20 protein-coding genes are annotated in these 17,105 nt (G+C 45.3%); 14 read left to right on the top strand and 6 right to left on the bottom strand.

Annotated elements, in window-relative coordinates; all coding sequences use genetic code 11:
- The first annotated feature begins 201 nt into the window (after positions 1-201).
- The 6 genes from cytR to rraA all read left to right on the top strand — a co-directional run bounded on the left by cytR (position 202) and on the right by rraA (position 5,714).
- Positions 202-1,206: a DNA-binding transcriptional regulator CytR gene (gene cytR, locus OCV52_RS14525; RefSeq protein WP_137406912.1), complete on the top strand. Its 1,005-nt coding sequence runs from the start codon at positions 202-204 to the stop codon at positions 1,204-1,206.
- 122 nt (positions 1,207-1,328) lie between these two features.
- Complete coding sequence (ftsN, locus tag OCV52_RS14530; RefSeq protein ID WP_032498450.1) at positions 1,329-1,868, top strand: cell division protein FtsN; 540 nt, start codon at positions 1,329-1,331, stop codon at positions 1,866-1,868.
- Positions 1,869-2,070: 202 nt separating this feature from the next.
- Positions 2,071-2,619, top strand: a complete 549-nt coding sequence (gene hslV, locus OCV52_RS14535; RefSeq protein WP_004737138.1) for an ATP-dependent protease subunit HslV — start codon at positions 2,071-2,073, stop codon at positions 2,617-2,619.
- Positions 2,620-2,674: 55 nt separating this feature from the next.
- The gene (gene hslU / locus OCV52_RS14540; RefSeq protein ID WP_137406913.1) at positions 2,675-4,015 is read left to right on the top strand and encodes an HslU--HslV peptidase ATPase subunit; all 1,341 of its coding nucleotides are present in this window, start codon (positions 2,675-2,677) and stop codon (positions 4,013-4,015) included.
- A 189-nt stretch (positions 4,016-4,204) separates the two neighbouring features.
- Positions 4,205-5,122 (top strand): 1,4-dihydroxy-2-naphthoate polyprenyltransferase, encoded by a 918-nt coding sequence (locus OCV52_RS14545; RefSeq protein WP_137406914.1) that lies wholly within the window; start codon positions 4,205-4,207, stop codon positions 5,120-5,122.
- Positions 5,123-5,195: 73 nt separating this feature from the next.
- Complete coding sequence (rraA, locus tag OCV52_RS14550) at positions 5,196-5,714, top strand: ribonuclease E activity regulator RraA (RefSeq protein WP_004737135.1); 519 nt, start codon at positions 5,196-5,198, stop codon at positions 5,712-5,714.
- A gap of 95 nt (positions 5,715-5,809) precedes the next feature.
- Here rraA and zapB read toward each other — a convergent pair whose 3' ends face one another.
- Entirely contained in the window at positions 5,810-6,052 is a 243-nt protein-coding gene (zapB, locus tag OCV52_RS14555; RefSeq protein WP_004737134.1) for a cell division protein ZapB, read from the bottom strand.
- A gap of 324 nt (positions 6,053-6,376) precedes the next feature.
- On the opposite strand from zapB, the gene glpX reads away from it, so the two are divergent.
- The 3 genes from glpX to OCV52_RS14570 all read left to right on the top strand — a co-directional run bounded on the left by glpX (position 6,377) and on the right by OCV52_RS14570 (position 8,655).
- Positions 6,377-7,384, top strand: a complete 1,008-nt coding sequence (glpX, locus tag OCV52_RS14560) for a class II fructose-bisphosphatase (RefSeq protein WP_137406915.1) — start codon at positions 6,377-6,379, stop codon at positions 7,382-7,384.
- A gap of 179 nt (positions 7,385-7,563) precedes the next feature.
- Positions 7,564-8,190 carry a helix-turn-helix transcriptional regulator gene (locus OCV52_RS14565; RefSeq protein WP_061033608.1) on the top strand — a complete coding sequence of 209 codons (627 nt, stop codon included), beginning with the start codon at positions 7,564-7,566 and terminating at the stop codon, positions 8,188-8,190.
- A 117-nt stretch (positions 8,191-8,307) separates the two neighbouring features.
- Entirely contained in the window at positions 8,308-8,655 is a 348-nt protein-coding gene (locus OCV52_RS14570; RefSeq protein WP_102424378.1) for a DUF3135 domain-containing protein, read from the top strand.
- A gap of 65 nt (positions 8,656-8,720) precedes the next feature.
- On the opposite strand, the gene OCV52_RS14575 is transcribed toward OCV52_RS14570, so the two are convergent.
- Both OCV52_RS14575 and OCV52_RS14580 read right to left on the bottom strand, forming a co-directional pair.
- On the bottom strand, positions 8,721-9,143 hold the full coding sequence (locus tag OCV52_RS14575) for a DUF805 domain-containing protein (RefSeq protein ID WP_102424380.1): 423 nt from the start codon (positions 9,141-9,143) through the stop codon (positions 8,721-8,723).
- A gap of 76 nt (positions 9,144-9,219) precedes the next feature.
- Positions 9,220-9,567: a 5-carboxymethyl-2-hydroxymuconate Delta-isomerase gene (locus OCV52_RS14580; protein WP_008219643.1), complete on the bottom strand. Its 348-nt coding sequence runs from the start codon at positions 9,565-9,567 to the stop codon at positions 9,220-9,222.
- Positions 9,568-9,802: 235 nt separating this feature from the next.
- On the opposite strand from OCV52_RS14580, the gene tpiA reads away from it, so the two are divergent.
- A complete protein-coding gene (gene tpiA / locus OCV52_RS14585) occupies positions 9,803-10,573 on the top strand; it encodes a triose-phosphate isomerase (RefSeq protein WP_061033606.1) in 771 nt (256 codons plus the stop codon).
- A gap of 149 nt (positions 10,574-10,722) precedes the next feature.
- Here tpiA and pfkA read toward each other — a convergent pair whose 3' ends face one another.
- The 3 genes from pfkA to OCV52_RS14600 form a co-directional block, all read right to left on the bottom strand.
- Positions 10,723-11,685, bottom strand: coding sequence for a 6-phosphofructokinase (gene pfkA, locus OCV52_RS14590; RefSeq protein ID WP_063525232.1), 963 nt, complete (start codon positions 11,683-11,685; stop codon positions 10,723-10,725).
- Between the two features lie 316 nt (positions 11,686-12,001).
- Positions 12,002-12,910, bottom strand: coding sequence for a CDF family cation-efflux transporter FieF (gene fieF / locus OCV52_RS14595; RefSeq protein WP_102424382.1), 909 nt, complete (start codon positions 12,908-12,910; stop codon positions 12,002-12,004).
- Positions 12,911-13,073: 163 nt separating this feature from the next.
- Positions 13,074-13,583 carry a CpxP family protein gene (locus tag OCV52_RS14600; RefSeq protein ID WP_137406916.1) on the bottom strand — a complete coding sequence of 170 codons (510 nt, stop codon included), beginning with the start codon at positions 13,581-13,583 and terminating at the stop codon, positions 13,074-13,076.
- 180 nt (positions 13,584-13,763) lie between these two features.
- Between OCV52_RS14600 and OCV52_RS14605 the strand changes: the two genes are divergently transcribed.
- The 4 genes from OCV52_RS14605 to trmL all read left to right on the top strand — a co-directional run bounded on the left by OCV52_RS14605 (position 13,764) and on the right by trmL (position 17,083).
- The gene (locus OCV52_RS14605; protein WP_063525229.1) at positions 13,764-14,453 is read left to right on the top strand and encodes a response regulator; all 690 of its coding nucleotides are present in this window, start codon (positions 13,764-13,766) and stop codon (positions 14,451-14,453) included.
- A 59-nt stretch (positions 14,454-14,512) separates the two neighbouring features.
- The gene (gene cpxA, locus OCV52_RS14610; RefSeq protein WP_390903403.1) at positions 14,513-15,832 is read left to right on the top strand and encodes an envelope stress sensor histidine kinase CpxA; all 1,320 of its coding nucleotides are present in this window, start codon (positions 14,513-14,515) and stop codon (positions 15,830-15,832) included.
- Between the two features lie 76 nt (positions 15,833-15,908).
- Positions 15,909-16,526, top strand: a complete 618-nt coding sequence (locus tag OCV52_RS14615; protein WP_137406918.1) for a superoxide dismutase — start codon at positions 15,909-15,911, stop codon at positions 16,524-16,526.
- Positions 16,527-16,603: 77 nt separating this feature from the next.
- A complete protein-coding gene (gene trmL, locus OCV52_RS14620) occupies positions 16,604-17,083 on the top strand; it encodes a tRNA (uridine(34)/cytosine(34)/5-carboxymethylaminomethyluridine(34)-2'-O)-methyltransferase TrmL (protein ID WP_004737121.1) in 480 nt (159 codons plus the stop codon).
- Positions 17,084-17,105: the final 22 nt, after the last annotated feature.

Consider the following 17,105-nt stretch of genomic DNA (forward strand, 5'->3'; position numbering starts at 1 on the left):
ATATTTCATATTTCTCGTGAGCAAGTTCACACGAGTCATGTGATTTTTGTTAATCTAGCCGTAACTTTACGCAGATGAAACGAATAAAATATTGCAATAAAAAAAGTGTTAGCAACACTTTCATAATATCTATTCGATTACATTTATTATTCACGCCTTAGATACTTAGGCAGCAAAGGAACTTAAAAGAGGGTTTAATTTATGGCGACAATGAAGGATGTTGCCCAGCTAGCAGGCGTCTCAACGGCTACCGTATCACGAGCTTTGATGAATCCTGAGAAAGTCTCAGTTTCGACTCGCAAACGAGTGGAAACAGCCGTACTTGAAGCTGGATACTCACCCAATACATTAGCTAGAAATTTACGTCGCAACGAATCAAAAACCATCATTACTATCGTTCCTGATATCTGTGACCCGTATTTCGCAGAAATCATTCGTGGTATCGAAGATGCTGCTGTCGAAAATGATTACCTCGTTCTGCTGGGTGACAGCGGCCAACAGAAAAAACGCGAGTCTTCGTTTGTTAATCTCGTCTTCACCAAACAAGCAGATGGCATGCTACTACTAGGCACCGACCACCCGTTCGATGTCAGCAAGTCTGAGCAAAAGAACCTACCTCCTATGGTAATGGCGTGTGAGTTCGCACCAGAGCTAGAACTGCCTACGGTACACATCGATAACCTGACTTCTGCATTCGAAGCCGTGAACTACCTTGCTCAATTGGGTCATAAGCGTATCGCTCAAATCTCTGGCCCAATGTCAGCAACCCTATGTAAGTTCCGTCAGCAAGGTTACCAACAAGCGCTGCGTCGTGCTGGCGTGTCAATGAACCCAGCCTACAGCACCATCGGTGATTTTACCTTCAAAGCGGGTGCTCAAGCGGTTCGTCAACTGTTAGCGCTACCAGAGCAGCCGACCGCTATTTTCTGTCACAACGATGCGATGGCAATTGGTGCGATTCAAGAAGCCAAGAAACTCGGTTTACGAGTGCCTCAAGATTTATCTGTTGTTGGCTTTGATGATATTCAATTCGCTCAGTACTGCGATCCACCGCTAACCACCATTTCTCAACCTCGTTATGAGATTGGACGCCAAGCAATGTTGATGATGCTAGACCTACTAAAAGGCAACGATGTGCAAGCAGGTTCGCGTCTGCTAGAAGCCAGCCTAGTGGTTCGAGGCAGTACTGCACCACCTCGAATGTAAATCTTCGAAATACCCATATAAATCTGCGGCACATTTTGATGTGCCGCTTCCATTTCTACACTATTATCCTCGCGCAATCTGGATTACCATGAGAGCAGAATTACCAACTACTGAATTGTCTTGTGGCTAATAGAGATTATGTGAAGCGTGGTCGTGGCACGAAAAAACCGACCAAAAAACAAGCCCCTCGCCGTAAACCATGGCGTAGTGGTCTTTTGGCGATCCTCCTTGTTGGCGGGTTTGGTTACGGACTTTACCTATTGAGTAATGACCCAGAGCCACCAGCACCGGCTCCAGTAGTGAGTAAACCAACACCGAAGCCAAAACCAGCCAAAGTGATTCCACCACCTCCAGAAGAGAAATGGGACTACGTTGAAACGCTGCCAAGTCGCGAAATCGAAGTAAAAGCCAAAGAGCAAGAGATCTCTAAGATCCCTTACATCATGCAATGTGGCGCTTACAAAACGTCAGCACAGGCAGAAGCACGTAAGTTGGATATCGCCTTCCAAGGTATCTCGAGTGAAATCCGTAAGAAAGATGGCAGCAGCTGGTACCGCGTGGTACTAGGGCCATACAAGCTTAAGCGTGATGCAGAGCGAGACCGCCACAAGCTGCAGCGTGCTAAAATCGAGCCTTGCGCCATCTGGAAAGACACCGAATAGATCCAGTAAAGCAGTCGCAAAAAAGACAAATAACGAAAGCCTCCCATTGTGGAGGCTTTCTTTTTATTCATCGCTTTTTCTATCTTCTTTCAAACTTACACCGATAAGTTGCACGACATCACTCACGGTTCCTTGAATTATCCGAGCACCATCCTCATATACTTTTTATACCCAAAGATAAGAACATTAAGAGGCCCTACTCGTGACTACCATAGTATCTGTACGTCGTAATAATAAAGTCGTCATCGCGGGTGATGGACAAGTATCTCTAGGCAACACGGTAATGAAGGGCAATGCCCGTAAAGTGCGTCGCCTATACAATGATAAAGTACTGGCTGGTTTTGCTGGCGGTACCGCTGATGCTTTCACGCTATTCGAAAAATTTGAAAGCAAGCTGCAAATGCACCAAGGCCATCTGACCAAAGCTGCCGTTGAGCTAGCGAAGGATTGGCGTAGTGACCGTGCTCTACGTAAATTAGAAGCACTACTCGCGGTAGCTGACGAAACCGCTTCACTGATCATCACAGGTAACGGTGATGTTGTTCAACCAGAGAACGACCTAATCGCTATCGGTTCAGGCGGTAACTTCGCTCAAGCAGCGGCTACGGCACTATTAGAAAATACTGATTTAGATGCACGTGAAATCGCAGAAAAGTCGCTGAATATTGCAGGCGATATCTGTGTGTTCACCAACCATCACCACACTGTTGAAGAGCTAGAAAGCACTGTTGAACTGCCAAAGCCAGAATAACAAACGCTTCTACCCAAACTTGTATCAACAGTGATTAAAGAATTAAGGAAAAACCATGTCTGAGATGACTCCTCGCGAAATTGTTCACGAACTCAATCGCCACATTATCGGTCAAGACAACGCTAAGCGTTCAGTTGCTATCGCACTGCGTAACCGCTGGCGTCGTATGCAGCTTGAAGAGAGCCTGCGTGTTGAAGTATCACCAAAAAACATTCTAATGATCGGCCCTACGGGTGTTGGTAAAACAGAGATTGCTCGCCGCCTAGCGAAGCTAGCAAATGCACCGTTCATCAAAGTAGAAGCGACTAAGTTCACCGAAGTTGGCTACGTAGGTAAAGAAGTTGAGACCATCATCCGCGACCTAACGGACGTTGCGATCAAAATGACGCACCAGCAAGCGATGAAGAAAGTGCAATTCCGCGCTGAAGAGCAAGCGGAAGAGCGCATTCTTGATGCCCTACTACCACCAGCTCGTGATGCTTGGGGTCAGAATGAGCAATCAAGCGAAGACACAACCTCTTCAAACACTCGCCAAATTTTCCGCAAAAAATTGCGCGAAGGTAAGCTAGACGACAAAGAGATCGAAGTCGATGTAGCAGCACCACAAATGGGCGTTGAAATCATGTCACCTCCAGGCATGGAAGAGATGACTAACCAGCTACAAGGTATGTTCCAAAACCTAGCTGGCGACACCAAGAAAAAGCGTAAGATGAAAATCAAAGACGCATTCAAAGCCCTAACGGAAGAAGAAGCCGCTAAGCTTGTGAACCAGGAAGAGCTGAAAGAAAACGCGATCTTCAACGCTGAAAACAACGGTATCGTATTCATCGATGAGATCGATAAAATCTGTAAGCGTGGCGACAGCTCAGGTCCAGACGTATCTCGTGAAGGCGTTCAACGTGACCTACTGCCTCTTATCGAGGGCAGCACAGTATCAACTAAGCACGGTATGGTGAAAACGGACCACATCCTATTCATCACATCGGGTGCATTCCAAGTGGCTAAGCCATCAGACCTAATCCCTGAGCTACAAGGTCGTCTACCTATTCGTGTAGAACTTGAAGCGCTTTCAGCGAATGACTTCAAACGCATTCTAACTGAGCCAAAAGCATCTCTGACAGAGCAATACATTGCCCTAATGAAGACGGAAGATGTGAACATTGAGTTTACTGAAGACGGCATCAACCAGATCGCGGATGCAGCATGGCGCGTAAACGAAACCACTGAGAACATCGGTGCACGTCGTCTACACACTGTGATGGAGCGTTTGATGGATGAGATTTCATTCGATGCAACAGACAAAGCTGGTAGCACGCTAGTGATCGATGAAGCCTACGTGAACTCGAAGCTTGGTGAATTCGTTGAAGACGAAGACCTAAGCCGCTTCATCCTGTAGCACACGAAACTCCAACTTATTGCTCTATCTCAAAGAAATAGCAGCTAATAAGCGAATTCAAGGCCCACTTTCGAGTGGGCTTTTTATTACCTGAAAAATGGGCGTATACTCAAATCACCGCATGAAACCAATACTTACAATATAGGCGCCCTGCTAATCAAGGCGTCCTTACAACGAAATAGACTTACGATGAAACAATCTCTAATGATTTGGCTTGATGCCGCACGACCAAAAACTCTGCCTCTCGCACTCGTCTCTATTCTTACAGGAAGTAGTTTAGCGTTCGCCAACGATCAGTTCTCTTTATCGATCGCTCTGTTGGCCTTTTTAACCGCCACCCTATTACAGATTTTGTCGAACTTGGCGAATGACTACGGTGACGCAGTAAAAGGCACAGACAATGAAAACCGCTTAGGCCCAATGCGTGCCATGCAGTCGGGTGCGGTAACCGCCAAAACCATGAAGCAGGCGATCATCCTCAACATCGTGTTTACTGTGATTGCTGGTCTGATTCTGATTTTTCATGCCTTAACCTCGATTGAAAGCATTCTTTCTTTCATTGCGTTAGGTGTATTGGCCATTGTTGCCGCTATCGCTTACACCGTGGGTAATAAGCCTTATGGCTATATCGGCCTTGGCGACTTATCGGTATTTATCTTCTTTGGCTTATTAGGCGTTTCAGGTACTTACTTCCTACACACTGGCCATGTGGAACCAAGCCTCTTCCTTCCTGCGTTAGGCTGTGGATTGATGGCGGTTGCAGTACTTAATATCAACAACATGCGTGATATTGAAAACGACAGTGAATGTGGCAAACGCACAATGGCGGTTCGCCTAGGACAACGTAAAGCCAAGCATTACCACTTTACGCTACTTGGGTTAGCACTGGTCTCTTTTGCTATCTACCTACTGATTCAAGAGAAACCGGTCTGGATCAGCCTGCCATTTTTGTTGAGTATTGTGATTGTCTACAAGCACGGTAAGGCCGTTTGGGAAACCGAAAAACCCGCTCAAATAGCACCTATGATGCCTGTGATTGTGAAATGCTCGCTGGTTACTAACCTATTGTTTGCAGGGGTTGTCGTAGCTCAAACTCTATTGAGTTAATTGAGACTAATCATTGCAAAGGGATCAAGCACCGATATACTCAAAGTAAGCTCATTGTTCAAAAGGTATACTAATGGAATACAACACTTCAGCACTGTGCGACATATATTTAGATCAAGTTGATGTCGTGGAGCCAATGTTCAGCAACTTTGGTGGACGTGCCTCTTTCGCAGGACAGATCACGACATTAAAGTGCTTTGAAGACAACGCTTTGATTCGCTCGGTACTAGAGCAAGACGGTCTAGGGCGTGTGTTGTTAATCGATGGTGGCGGCTCACTGCGTAAAGCACTGATTGATGCCGAAATGGCCCTACTTGCCGAAGACAATGAGTGGGAAGGTATTGTGGTGTATGGCTGCGTTCGCGAAGTCGATGAGCTGGAAGACATGAACCTAGGTATTCAAGCGCTGGCTTCTATTCCTGTAGGAGCAAGCCAAGATGGTGTCGGTGAGCTAGATGTACCCGTTAACTTTGGCAGCGTAACCTTCTTACCGGAAGATTACCTCTACGCCGACAATACGGGCATTATTCTTTCAGCCGAACCTTTAGACGTTGAACTTGACCTCGATGCTGATGAAGAAGAAGTCGAGTAACCCTTGCTCCTCATAAGTCACTCACAATAACCAAGAACACAAACAGAAACGCCCGCTACTGAGTAGCGGGCGTTTTTTTAAATCTGAAGAGTGAATTACTCTACTTCATCCATTTTACCAAGAAGGTTACGGATGCGATCTTGCCATGCAGAGTGCTCTTCTTGCATCTGCTGAGTTTTTTGCTCTAGCTCTTGACGGCTTGCTTTCAGTTCACCAGCTTCTGTTGCTAGTGCTTGTTTCTCTTCTTTAAGCTCTTCCACTTCCATTTGAAGAAGTGCAATCGTATCTACTGCTGTTTGAATTTTTGCTTCTAGTTGCTCTAGTACTTCAAAAGACATTCTGGCCTACCTTTAAGTTATCCATTTGATGGTGAAGGTTCACTCCACTTATTTCCCCATTCTACTCAGCAGAGCAAGGATAAACACTCAATATATTCGATATTTTGCGCCATTCGATGAAAAAAACAGCGCTTTTTACCGAATATTGACGTTAATTCTTACAGCCACACTCGTAAACCAATTATTTTGATGAATATTAGCGGTTTTTCACTGCTCATTGATCAAAAGCAATCTGCAAAAAGCAAAAAGGCAAACGTTTCCTTTTGGATATGGTAAAATCCGCCGCGAAATTTCTATTCCCCCTTTGAAAATTTTGGAGTCCGCATGAAACGCGATTTAGCAATGTCATTCTCTCGTGTCACAGAAGGTGCAGCACTGGCTGGTTACAAGTGGCTTGGCCGTGGCGACAAAAACGCTGCAGATGGCGCTGCTGTAGAAGTCATGCGTAGCCTACTCAACAAAACCGAAATCAGCGGTGAGATTGTTATTGGTGAAGGTGAAATCGATGATGCACCTATGCTTTATATCGGCGAAAACGTAGGTGTAGGCGGCGACGCTGTCGACATCGCAGTTGACCCAATTGAAGGGACGCGCATGACAGCAATGGGCCAATCAAATGCATTGGCAGTATTGGCTGCAGGCGAGAAAGGTAGCTTCCTAAAAGCGCCTGATATGTACATGGAAAAATTAGTAGTTGGCCCTGGTGCTAAAGGCGCTATCGACTTAACTCTACCGTTAAAAGAAAACCTAGTAAACATTGCTAAGGCTTTGGGTAAAACACTCGATACACTGGTAGTAACCACACTAGCTAAACCACGTCACGATCAAGTGATTGCAGAGATGCAAGCGATGGGCGTTCGTGTATTCGCAGTGCCAGACGGTGATGTAGCTGCATCTATCCTAACCTGTATGCCAGACAGCGAAGTCGACGTAATGTACTGCATTGGCGGCGCACCTGAAGGTGTAGTTTCTGCCGCAGTAATTCGCGCGCTAGACGGTGACATGCACGGTCGTCTGCTGCCTCGTCACGAAGTGAAAGGCGATACAGAGGAGAACCGTAAACACGGTGAACTTGAGCTAGAGCGTTGTGCTGAAATGGGCGTAACCGCTGGTATCGTGTTGAAGATGGAAGACATGGCTCGCAGCGACAACGTGGTATTCTCAGCAACGGGCATCACTAAGGGTGACCTGCTAGAAGGTATTTCTCGTCAAGGCAATATCGCGACAACCGAAACCCTGCTTATCCGTGGCCGCTGCCGTACGATTCGCCGCATCAAATCAATCCACTACCTAGAGCGCAAAGACCCAGAAGTGGTTGGTCATATCCTGTAATCCTCATATCGAGTGAAACAGAATATTCAAAGGCTGATACCAAGTATCAGCCTTTTGTTTTATTGCCCTGTCAGGTTCTCACCATTGCGATTGATAGGTCAGTAACTGTCAAAATAGTAAATGGTTTGCTTTATAAACACCTTGCCTCATAATAGTAAGGTTCATGAGGTAGGGATAGTATGAAAACAAGCGACAAAATCTTACAGACCATTAAGCGTCAAGGCGCGGTAACGGCCAAACAGCTGTCAGAAGAGTTTGGCATGACGACAATGGGTGCAAGGCAACATCTGCAAAGCCTGGAAGATGATGGCATTCTCGCGTTTCATGACGTCAAAGTGAAAGTCGGTCGTCCGACTCGTCATTGGTCTCTTACTCAGCACGGTCATAGTCAGTTTTCAGACCGTCATGGTGAGCTTACGATTCAAGTCATCGATGCGGTAGAGAATCTATTCGGAAAAGAAGGCCTAGCTAAAGTCGCTGCCGAGCGTGAACAACACACCTTAAAACAGTATCAATCTGCCCTGTCTGATTGTGAAAATCTAATCAGTAAGTTGGAAAAGCTCACCCAACTTCGTGAAGAAGAAGGCTACATGGCAGAACTGAAAGAACACGACGATCACTACATCTTGATTGAAAACCACTGCCCTATTTGTAAGGCGGCGACTCGTTGCCCAAGCTTGTGTCAATCTGAGCTCAACGTGTTCACCGAGCTACTAAAAGATGAGTGCCATGTCAGCCGAACTGAGCATATTATTGCTGGCGAACGACGCTGTACCTACACCTTGGTACCTGTCGCTACCGCTTAACGCTAAGCTATTGATCTTGTCTCAATATTGAGAAATCAAAAGATCGGACAAAATTTATACAAAAATCTTTCTTAAGCTTAAAGCATATGAAACATGCTTAATGCTAAGGAAGGAATGATGGCACATCCACAACCAGAGCAGAAACTGCCCCCTTTTGATGAACTGGTTCAACTTGCTCAAAACGATCCTAAAGCATTCAACCAATTCAAACACCAGATGTGTGAGCAGATGATCTGCTCCGCTTCTGAAAGTATGCAAGGCAGACTTCGCGCTCAACAAAGCCATCTCGATTTAGTCGTCAGCCGTTGTAAAAACCCTCACCACGTCAATGTCGTGCTAATGCAAGAGCTGCGATGTCAGGTTTGCAAGTTCCAAGACGCACTCCAAGGGCGCTGTACCTTAGAAGAGCCTCAGCCAGAAAATGTGGTTCCATTTAGACCTAACACTGAACCCAAAATGTACTAGTTCAGACACCTCCAGAAAGCAAAAAGGGAGCCTAATGCTCCCTTTATGTTAACGGCTGAAAACTCTTATACTGGATCTTCGCCGTAATCGTTGCGGCCTTCTGTGCCTTTCAACAAACCACATTCAATCAAAATCCATAAACCACACACTAATGCTGCTACCGTTGCCACCATGTGCATTGGTGATACAGAATCCACCGTTGTTGCAGCAGCAGGCGAAGCCAAGCGCCCTAGTACCAACGGAACATTCAATAGTAGCCAGTAGTTAGACTTGTTACGGTCATGCCAACGCTTGGCCGTTACCGCTAAGTCTGGAATCACCAGGAGCAACAAGAAGATTGGTAGTAGGATATAAGAGTACGCTGGAAACAGTACCGAAATACCAGAGGCAAAACCGGTGATCGCAACATAGTAGAAAATGTTCCACATCCAGTAAGTCTTACGACCAATTCTCCCTTTGAAAGAGAGCAGTAAATCTTTCATCGACATCTAAAAATACCCAAAAAATTAATATGCTACCAAAAAGTTAGCAGCTAATAGCCCGTTTATCACTTTCTTAAGCGAATCAGTTAATCACTTTCTGAAAACAGCTTTTATCCATATCGCGAATATTAACCGTTAGGCTTCGAACATGGCTCGCCTGTTCTTGTAAGATTTGCATTAACGAGCGTGACAATTCCCGTTTCTGTTCTTCGGTACGCCCGGAAAGTAACTCAAAGCTAATATGAATAAAGTCCACACTGTCTTCTTCATCACCGACTAGCCAGTTATGACAACGCAGAGAACGTGATTTCACAGACGGAATATCAAACAAGCCACAGTTTAATGTAACTTGATGAAGATCTTCTAGTAAACCTTGGATATTCACTCGCTCGTCCACTGAATTTGAGTACTCTAGAACTAGATTCGGCATTATTACTTCCTATTGTTAACGCAAACGTTTGTCCTTTAATACCAACTAACGATGAAAAAACCGAGAAGTTAGCTATTATTCTGTCTGTCGGATCACTGATATAAGGTCAGTATCTACTCTGACCAATCGATAAGATCCCATAAAGACATGACCACAATCATGATCTAACGCGTTTTATCTGTTATATTCTTACGAAGATTTTTTACATTAATTGATTAAATACGGAGATATTCCTATGCGTCGTCCTGTAGTGATGGGTAACTGGAAACTTAACGGTAGCAAAGCAATGGTAACTGAGCTGCTAACTGGTCTTAACGCTGAACTTGAAGGCGTTGAAGGTGTAGACGTAGCAGTAGCTCCACCAGCACTTTACATCGATCTAGCTGAGCGTCTAATCGCTGAAGGCGGTAACAAAATCATCCTAGGTGCTCAAAACACTGACCTAAACAACAGCGGTGCTTTCACTGGCGACATGTCTCCAGAAATGCTGAAAGACTTCGGTGCGACTCACATCATCATCGGTCACTCTGAGCGTCGTGAATACCACAACGAATCAGACGAGTTCATCGCTAAGAAATTCAAATTCCTACAAGAAAACGGCCTGAAGCCTGTTTTCTGTATCGGTGAATCTGACGAGCAAAACGAAGCTGGCGAAACTGAAGCAGTATGTGCACGTCAAATCAACGCAGTTATCGACGCTTACGGTGTTGAAGCTCTAAACGGCGCAATCATCGCTTACGAACCAATCTGGGCTATCGGTACTGGTAAAGCAGCAACAGCTGAAGATGCACAACGCATCCACGCTTCTATCCGTGCAATGATCGCTGAAAAAGACGCAGCAGTAGCTGAGCAAGTAATCATCCAATACGGTGGTTCTGTTAAGCCTGAAAACGCTGAAGCTTACTTCGCACAACCAGACATCGACGGTGCTCTAGTTGGCGGCGCAGCTCTAAACGCAGCTGGCTTCGCAGCTATCGCTAAAGCAGCAGCTAAAGCAAAAGCTTAATTTAGACATCACTGTTTAAATTGAATGAAAGGTCAACTTAGGTTGACCTTTTTTGTTGCTTGCCACTTATGAATCTAAGCAAGCAGACACAAAAAAACCGCTGATAAATCAGCGGTTTTTAAATTCTATAAGCTTACACTCGGCGTGGCTTAGAACAACTCTTCAGCTACGCGGAACAGCTCAGAACGGTCTGGGTTCTGCATGTTCTCGATACAGTCGATGATGTCGTGGTGAACAAGCTCTTCTTTTTCGATACCAACACAACGACCACCGTGACCTTCTTGAAGAAGGTGAACAGCGTAGTTACCCATGCGAGAAGCAAGTACACGGTCAAACGCAGTAGGACGACCACCACGTTGGATGTGACCAAGAACCGTTGCACGAGTTTCACGACCCGTTGCTGCTTCGATCTCTTTAGCCAGCTCGTTCGCATCCATCATTAACTCAGTTAGAGCGATGATTGCGTGCTTCTTACCTTTAGCAATACCATCTTGGATGTTGCCGATTAGCTGCTCTTTATCTAGACCAGTTTCAGGAGTGATGATGTACTCACAACCACCTGCGATTGCTGACATAAGCGTAAGGTCACCACAGTGACGGCCCATGATTTCAACAATAGAAATACGTTGGTGAGAAGAAGACGTGTCACGTAGACGGTCGATAGAATCAATAACAGTGTTAAGCGCTGTTAGGTAACCGATTGTGTAGTCAGTACCAGCGATATCGTTATCAATTGTGCCTGGAAGACCGATACATGGGTAACCCATTTCAGTTAGCTTCTTAGCACCCATGTAAGAACCGTCACCACCGATAACAACAAGTGCTTCGATACCGTGCTCTTTTAGGTTCTCGATACCTTTCTCACGAACAGCAACGTCTTTGAACTCTGGGAAACGTGCAGAGCCTAAGAAAGTACCACCACGGTTGATCACATCAGACACGCTTGAACGGTCAAGCTTTACGATACGGTTCTCAACAAGGCCTTGGTAGCCATCGTAAATACCGTAAACTTCAATGCCAAGTGATAACGCGGTACGAACTACGCCACGAACTGCTGCGTTCATGCCCGGAGCGTCACCACCACTGGTCAAAACACCGATCTTCTTAATCATGCTCACCCTCGATTTTTGGGAATCTATTATTCAATTCTTGTTCTTGCTGATTGTATATCAACAAGATTTTAAATCTATATTTGTGCGTTATGTTACATTTCCTCAACAGGAATAGCACTTAAATCGCGAAAAATTATGTAACATTTCTACTTCTGTAAGAGTATTACAGTTTTACTCAGTAACTTTGTTGATTCACATCAGAATCAACATTAATTGTTACTAAGGTGGTTTTTGAATCACCAAAGAGTTCGCAATTTCTACTCACTCTAGTTCAAAAGCCACCCACTTACCATTTGCTGCCTAGTTTTCGTGCTCGTTACCACGAATGAAATTTTTGTTGCTTCTCAGGCCCAAACACCACCGAATAAGGGTCTTGATGAATTAATACATCAGCATCAGGGAACACTGAGATAAGCTTAGCCTCTACTTCGTCAGAAATGCGATGCGCTTCAATAAGTGGCATCTCATCTTCCAACTCTAAGTGCAATTGAATGAAACGAATCGGACCAGAACGACGGGTTCTTAGTTGATGCACGCCCAATACCCCTTCAACACTCAACGATGTCTCTTTTATCTGTTTTAGCTCTTCATCCGGCAACTTATGATCAAGCAGAGATTGGATCGCTTCTATCGCCATTTGGTAAGCGCTGTAAAGAATATAAATACCAATACCTACCGCAAATACTGAATCCGCCTGACCAATACCAAACCAACTCAACCCTAGGGCCAGCATGATGGCAGCATTCATATACAGGTCAGATTGATAATGCAGTGAATCCGCAGCAATAGCCTGGCTGCCGGTTTTCTGGACCACGTGTTTTTGGAATCGAACCAGACCAAACGTCATCACTATCGCGAACAAGCTGACGTAAATACCGATTTCTGGAGAGTTTAGATCATGAGGTCTAAAGAAGCGCTCCACACCATTAAGAATGAGGAAACAGGCAGAGCCCGAAATAAACATCGCCTGTGCTAATGCAGCGAGTGATTCCGCCTTACCGTGACCAAAGGTATGTTCTTTGTCGGCAGGCTGAAGAGAATATCGAACCACCAATAAGTTAACGACCGAAGCGGCAATATCTAACATGGAATCGACTACGGAAGCCAACAGGCTCACCGAACCGGTCACCCACCACGCCGCGACTTTCACTATTAACAAAATAGTGGCAATGGTGGTCGCAGCCCAAGCGGCCAGCGTAACTAAACGTGCGTATTCTTGTTTCATAACTTGGCTATAAAGTGACTGATAGCACAAAGTATAACCTGCAAACCATCAATTGAATATGACAGCTAGGATGTAAGACATTCATTTTTAGGGATCAAAAAAGCGGCTCTCGGCCGCTTCTTTTTAAACACTTTCATTCAAGCTTGCTTTACCCAGCTTTGAATTACTTGTCTCTGTTCATGTGCTTTTCCATCTTTTCAGCACATTTCGCCATGCGCTCCTGCTGGATTTCTTTCAGTTGAGTTTTTTGCTCAGCCGTTAGCACGCTCATCATTTCGTGTTGCTTCTTAAGCATTGCTACGCGACGCTCAGTTTGCTTCTCAACCATTTGGCTTGCCAGGTCGTTTGCTGCAGCTTCATCGAAGTTGTCAGCTAGTACCAACGCTTGAACTTTTTCGTGGTGCGCTTTCATTTGCGCCATTTTGTCTGACTTGTTGCCCGCGTGTTTTGCTTTCATCTCAGCACGGTTCGCTTCACGCATCTCTTTTAACTGTTCTTTTTGTGCGTCAGTTAGGTCTAGTTGACGCATTACTTTCTTGTCGAAGACACCACATTTACCGTGCATGCCTTTGTGGTCGCCCTTGTCACCGCCGCCAAATGCATACGCACTTGCTGTACCTAACATAAGTGGAAGTGCCGCAGCTGCTAGTACAAGTTTCTTCGTCATTTTCATAATTGTTGCCTCAATTCGGTATAATAAGTCATGTATTGCGTCTGTATCTCAGCGCTTGAATATAGATTAGTCTTTCCCTCGTAAAGTGACGTTTAGAAAGCGTAAAGAATCGTAAAGAGTGAAAGCTGACGAATAATTAGCAGTATTATTAACCTATAAACTACCGATTAAGGCTTTCACATGGCGAACATTCTTCTTATTGATGACGACACCGAGCTAACGAGCTTACTTAAAGACATTCTTAGTTTTGAGGGCTTCACTGTGTCTGAAGCCAATGATGGCTACGCAGGGCTCGAAGCGATCAATGATGAGATTGATTTGATTCTTTTGGATGTGATGATGCCGCGTCTGAATGGCATGGAAACACTCAAAAAGCTAAGAGAACATTGGGAAACGCCTGTGCTAATGCTGACGGCGAAAGGGGAAGAGATCGACCGTGTGATCGGTCTGGAGCTTGGCGCGGATGACTACTTACCAAAGCCTTTTAGCGACCGAGAATTACTCGCACGTATTCGCGCCATCTTGCGCCGCACGCAAACCACGAGCACTCCAAAAGCCGCCAGCGATAGAATCCAATATCAAGACATTGAAGTATTCCCTGGCAAACAAGAAGCGTACTGCAATGGCGAGATCATCGACCTGACCACTACCGAGTTCGCTCTACTAAGCCACCTTATTCAAAATCCGGGACAAGTGATCACCAAGGAAGCGTTAAGCTTAGATGTACTTGGTAAAAGGCTTGCAGCATTTGACCGTGCGATAGACATGCACATATCTAACCTACGTAAAAAGATTCCAGAACGCAGCGATAGCAAATCACGCATCAAGACCTTGCGTGGTCGTGGCTACCTATTGGTAGAGGAGGATTAATGCGCATCCCTAAAATCACTAGCTTATATGGACGTATCTTTGCCATCTTTTGGTTCACGATGTTACTGGTTTTAATTGCCGTACTTTCCCTACCTCATCTTGATCCAAGAGTAGTTGGTGACATTCCACAGGAGCAATATCAGCGCATTCTCAAAGCTCGTGACAACATTGAAGAAAAATACAGTACAGCTGATGATCTAGATTGGGCTCTAGCAAATATTCAAAAAGAGCAACATCAACAGCATTACCCACCTCGCTTTCTCGTACTATCAGATCTTGAGAGAAATATCGTAAGCATTCCCAACCAAAAAGGTTTAAAACTTCGCGTACTTCACTTTATTACTAGCATTGAAGATCTATCTCAAGCCAAGCGAAAACTATACTCTCACTATATGATTGCAGGCCCTGTACCAATAAAGATAGCTCATTCAAAACTTTTGATGTTTGTCGGTGTAAAATGGAATAAACCACCACCTATCTTTATGCGTTTTTTCGATCACCCATCACAATTACTACTCGCGATGATGCTAGTAAGTACCCCATTATTACTGTGGTTAGCTTGGGCATTAAGCCAACCAGCAAGAAAATTAGAACGAGCAGCACAGCGTGTTAAAAATGGTCGGTTTGAAGTTGACCCTCAACTAGAAGTAGGGACTGCAGAGTTCAGAAAAACAGGCGAAAGCTTTAACCAAATGGTTGAGGCGGTAAACCAGATGATCTCAGGGCAACAGCGCTTGCTTTCTGATATCTCACACGAGCTGCGTTCACCTTTAACACGGCTTCGTATGGCCAATGCACTGGCGATTCGTAAGCAAGGAGAGAGCCCAGAACTCGAGCGTATTGATACAGAAGCGCAACGCTTGGAACAGATGATCAGTGAACTACTGACCCTCTCTCGCATGCAGGTTGATAGCCACATTACTCGTGAAGTTCAGCCGATATCGAGCTTATGGGAAGAGATCTTAAAAGACGCGCAGTTTGAAGCAGAACAGATGGGTAAAGAGCTGACATTCTCAGAAATCCCTGAGCGTTCAATTTCAGGTAATCCTAAGCTACTGATGAGTGCCTTAGACAACATTACGCGCAACGCCATTTACTACGGTAAAGACCAAGTCGATGTGCAATTCCATGTAGTGCAAGATCAGCTGACCATTTGCGTCAATGACAACGGTGATGGCGTGCCTGATGATGAGCTAGATTCTATCTTCAGACCTTTCTACCGTGTTTCTACCGCTCGTGACCGTAATTCTGGCGGCACAGGGCTTGGGCTGACCATTACCGAGAGTGCGATTCGTCAACATAGCGGAACAATTACCGCGAGCCGCAGTAAACTCGGTGGATTACAGATCGAAATTACTCTGCCTATCCTGCCACTGTAATACCCCCACAAAGATCACAGTTGATAATGATTGTTATTATCATTATGGTAAATCCTCTAATTAAGGAGGATTTACCATGTCTCACATTTTCCCTGAACTGCCCTACGCCTACGATGCTCTAGAACCCTACATCGATGCAAAAACGATGGAAGTGCACTACAGCAAGCATCATAGAACATACTATGACAAGTTTGTTGCTGAGGTGTCTGGTAGCGAGCTTGAACAGCAATCTCTCACTGAAATCTTCGCTAATATTTCTCAACACAGCCCCGCTGTGCGCAACAATGGTGGCGGCTACTACAACCATATCTTGTATTGGAACTGTATGTCGCAAGACGGCGGTGGCGAACCAACTGGCGAGCTGAGTGAGGCGATTAAAAGCACATTTGGAGATTTTGCAGTATTCCAAGATCAGTTTGCTCAAGCGGCAATCAACACCTTCGGTTCAGGATTTGCTTGGTTAGTCGTAGAAGATGGACAACTAAAGATCATCTCAACCTCAAACCAAGATAATCCTTGGATGGATACAGTGGCCGGCAACGGTGAACCAATCCTTGCGTTAGATGTGTGGGAGCATGCCTACTACATCAGCTATCAAAACCGCCGACCTGACTACATCAACGCTTGGTGGAACGTGGTCAACTGGAGTGCAGTATCAGAAAACTACGCGCAGGCACTCACCAACCAAGCCTAAGTGGATGGTGGCAAACTGTACTCACACAGCTTGCCACCGTATACTCTGGCTATCTTTGATTACTCTTGTGAACCCACATGTTTGATATCGCTCTATACGAACCAGAAATTGCACCCAATACGGGTAACATCATCCGCCTATGTGCTAACTGCGGCGCAAACCTGCACCTGATTGAGCCACTTGGCTTTGATTTTGAAGAGAAGAAAGTGCGTCGTGCTGGTTTGGATTATCACGACCTAGCGCGAGTGAAACGTCACAAGAACTTAGAAGCTTTTATTGAGTATCTAGAGAACGAACGTGAAGGTGACTACCGTATCTTTGCGTGTACCACCAAGACCACAGGTCACCACGTCGATGCCAAGTTCCAACAAGGCGATGTGTTGATGTTCGGCCCTGAGACACGCGGCCTACCTGCTGAGTTCATCGAGAGCATGCCGATGGAACAACGTATTCGTATTCCAATGATGCCAGACGCACGCAGCCTGAACCTATCCAATGCTGTAGCAATCATCGCGTTTGAAGCATGGCGACAAATGGGCTTCGAAGGCGCGGTATAACCAAACCCTCAAACACCTATTA

Origin of the sequence: Vibrio chagasii (assembly GCF_024347355.1) — a bacterium.
In the GTDB taxonomy this organism is placed as follows: domain Bacteria; phylum Pseudomonadota; class Gammaproteobacteria; order Enterobacterales; family Vibrionaceae; genus Vibrio; species Vibrio chagasii.

What these genes read in the sequence shown, in the direction of transcription:
- OCV52_RS14565 (WP_061033608.1), top strand. Translation starts at nt 7,564, where the DNA reads ATGAAAACAAGCGACAAAATCTTACAGACCATTAAGCGTCAAGGCGCG.
- OCV52_RS14615 (WP_137406918.1), top strand. Translation starts at nt 15,909, where the DNA reads ATGTCTCACATTTTCCCTGAACTGCCCTACGCCTACGATGCTCTAGAA.
- OCV52_RS14545 (WP_137406914.1), top strand. Translation starts at nt 4,205, where the DNA reads ATGAAACAATCTCTAATGATTTGGCTTGATGCCGCACGACCAAAAACT.
- cpxA (WP_390903403.1), top strand. Translation starts at nt 14,513, where the DNA reads ATGTTACTGGTTTTAATTGCCGTACTTTCCCTACCTCATCTTGATCCA.
- cytR (WP_137406912.1), top strand. Translation starts at nt 202, where the DNA reads ATGGCGACAATGAAGGATGTTGCCCAGCTAGCAGGCGTCTCAACGGCT.
- trmL (WP_004737121.1), top strand. Translation starts at nt 16,604, where the DNA reads ATGTTTGATATCGCTCTATACGAACCAGAAATTGCACCCAATACGGGT.
- fieF (WP_102424382.1), bottom strand. Translation starts at nt 12,910, where the DNA reads ATGAAACAAGAATACGCACGTTTAGTTACGCTGGCCGCTTGGGCTGCG.
- OCV52_RS14605 (WP_063525229.1), top strand. Translation starts at nt 13,764, where the DNA reads ATGGCGAACATTCTTCTTATTGATGACGACACCGAGCTAACGAGCTTA.
- pfkA (WP_063525232.1), bottom strand. Translation starts at nt 11,685, where the DNA reads ATGATTAAGAAGATCGGTGTTTTGACCAGTGGTGGTGACGCTCCGGGC.
- rraA (WP_004737135.1), top strand. Translation starts at nt 5,196, where the DNA reads ATGGAATACAACACTTCAGCACTGTGCGACATATATTTAGATCAAGTT.
- OCV52_RS14600 (WP_137406916.1), bottom strand. Translation starts at nt 13,583, where the DNA reads ATGAAAATGACGAAGAAACTTGTACTAGCAGCTGCGGCACTTCCACTT.
- hslU (WP_137406913.1), top strand. Translation starts at nt 2,675, where the DNA reads ATGTCTGAGATGACTCCTCGCGAAATTGTTCACGAACTCAATCGCCAC.
- OCV52_RS14580 (WP_008219643.1), bottom strand. Translation starts at nt 9,567, where the DNA reads ATGCCGAATCTAGTTCTAGAGTACTCAAATTCAGTGGACGAGCGAGTG.
- zapB (WP_004737134.1), bottom strand. Translation starts at nt 6,052, where the DNA reads ATGTCTTTTGAAGTACTAGAGCAACTAGAAGCAAAAATTCAAACAGCA.
- OCV52_RS14575 (WP_102424380.1), bottom strand. Translation starts at nt 9,143, where the DNA reads ATGTCGATGAAAGATTTACTGCTCTCTTTCAAAGGGAGAATTGGTCGT.
- OCV52_RS14570 (WP_102424378.1), top strand. Translation starts at nt 8,308, where the DNA reads ATGGCACATCCACAACCAGAGCAGAAACTGCCCCCTTTTGATGAACTG.
- glpX (WP_137406915.1), top strand. Translation starts at nt 6,377, where the DNA reads ATGAAACGCGATTTAGCAATGTCATTCTCTCGTGTCACAGAAGGTGCA.
- tpiA (WP_061033606.1), top strand. Translation starts at nt 9,803, where the DNA reads ATGCGTCGTCCTGTAGTGATGGGTAACTGGAAACTTAACGGTAGCAAA.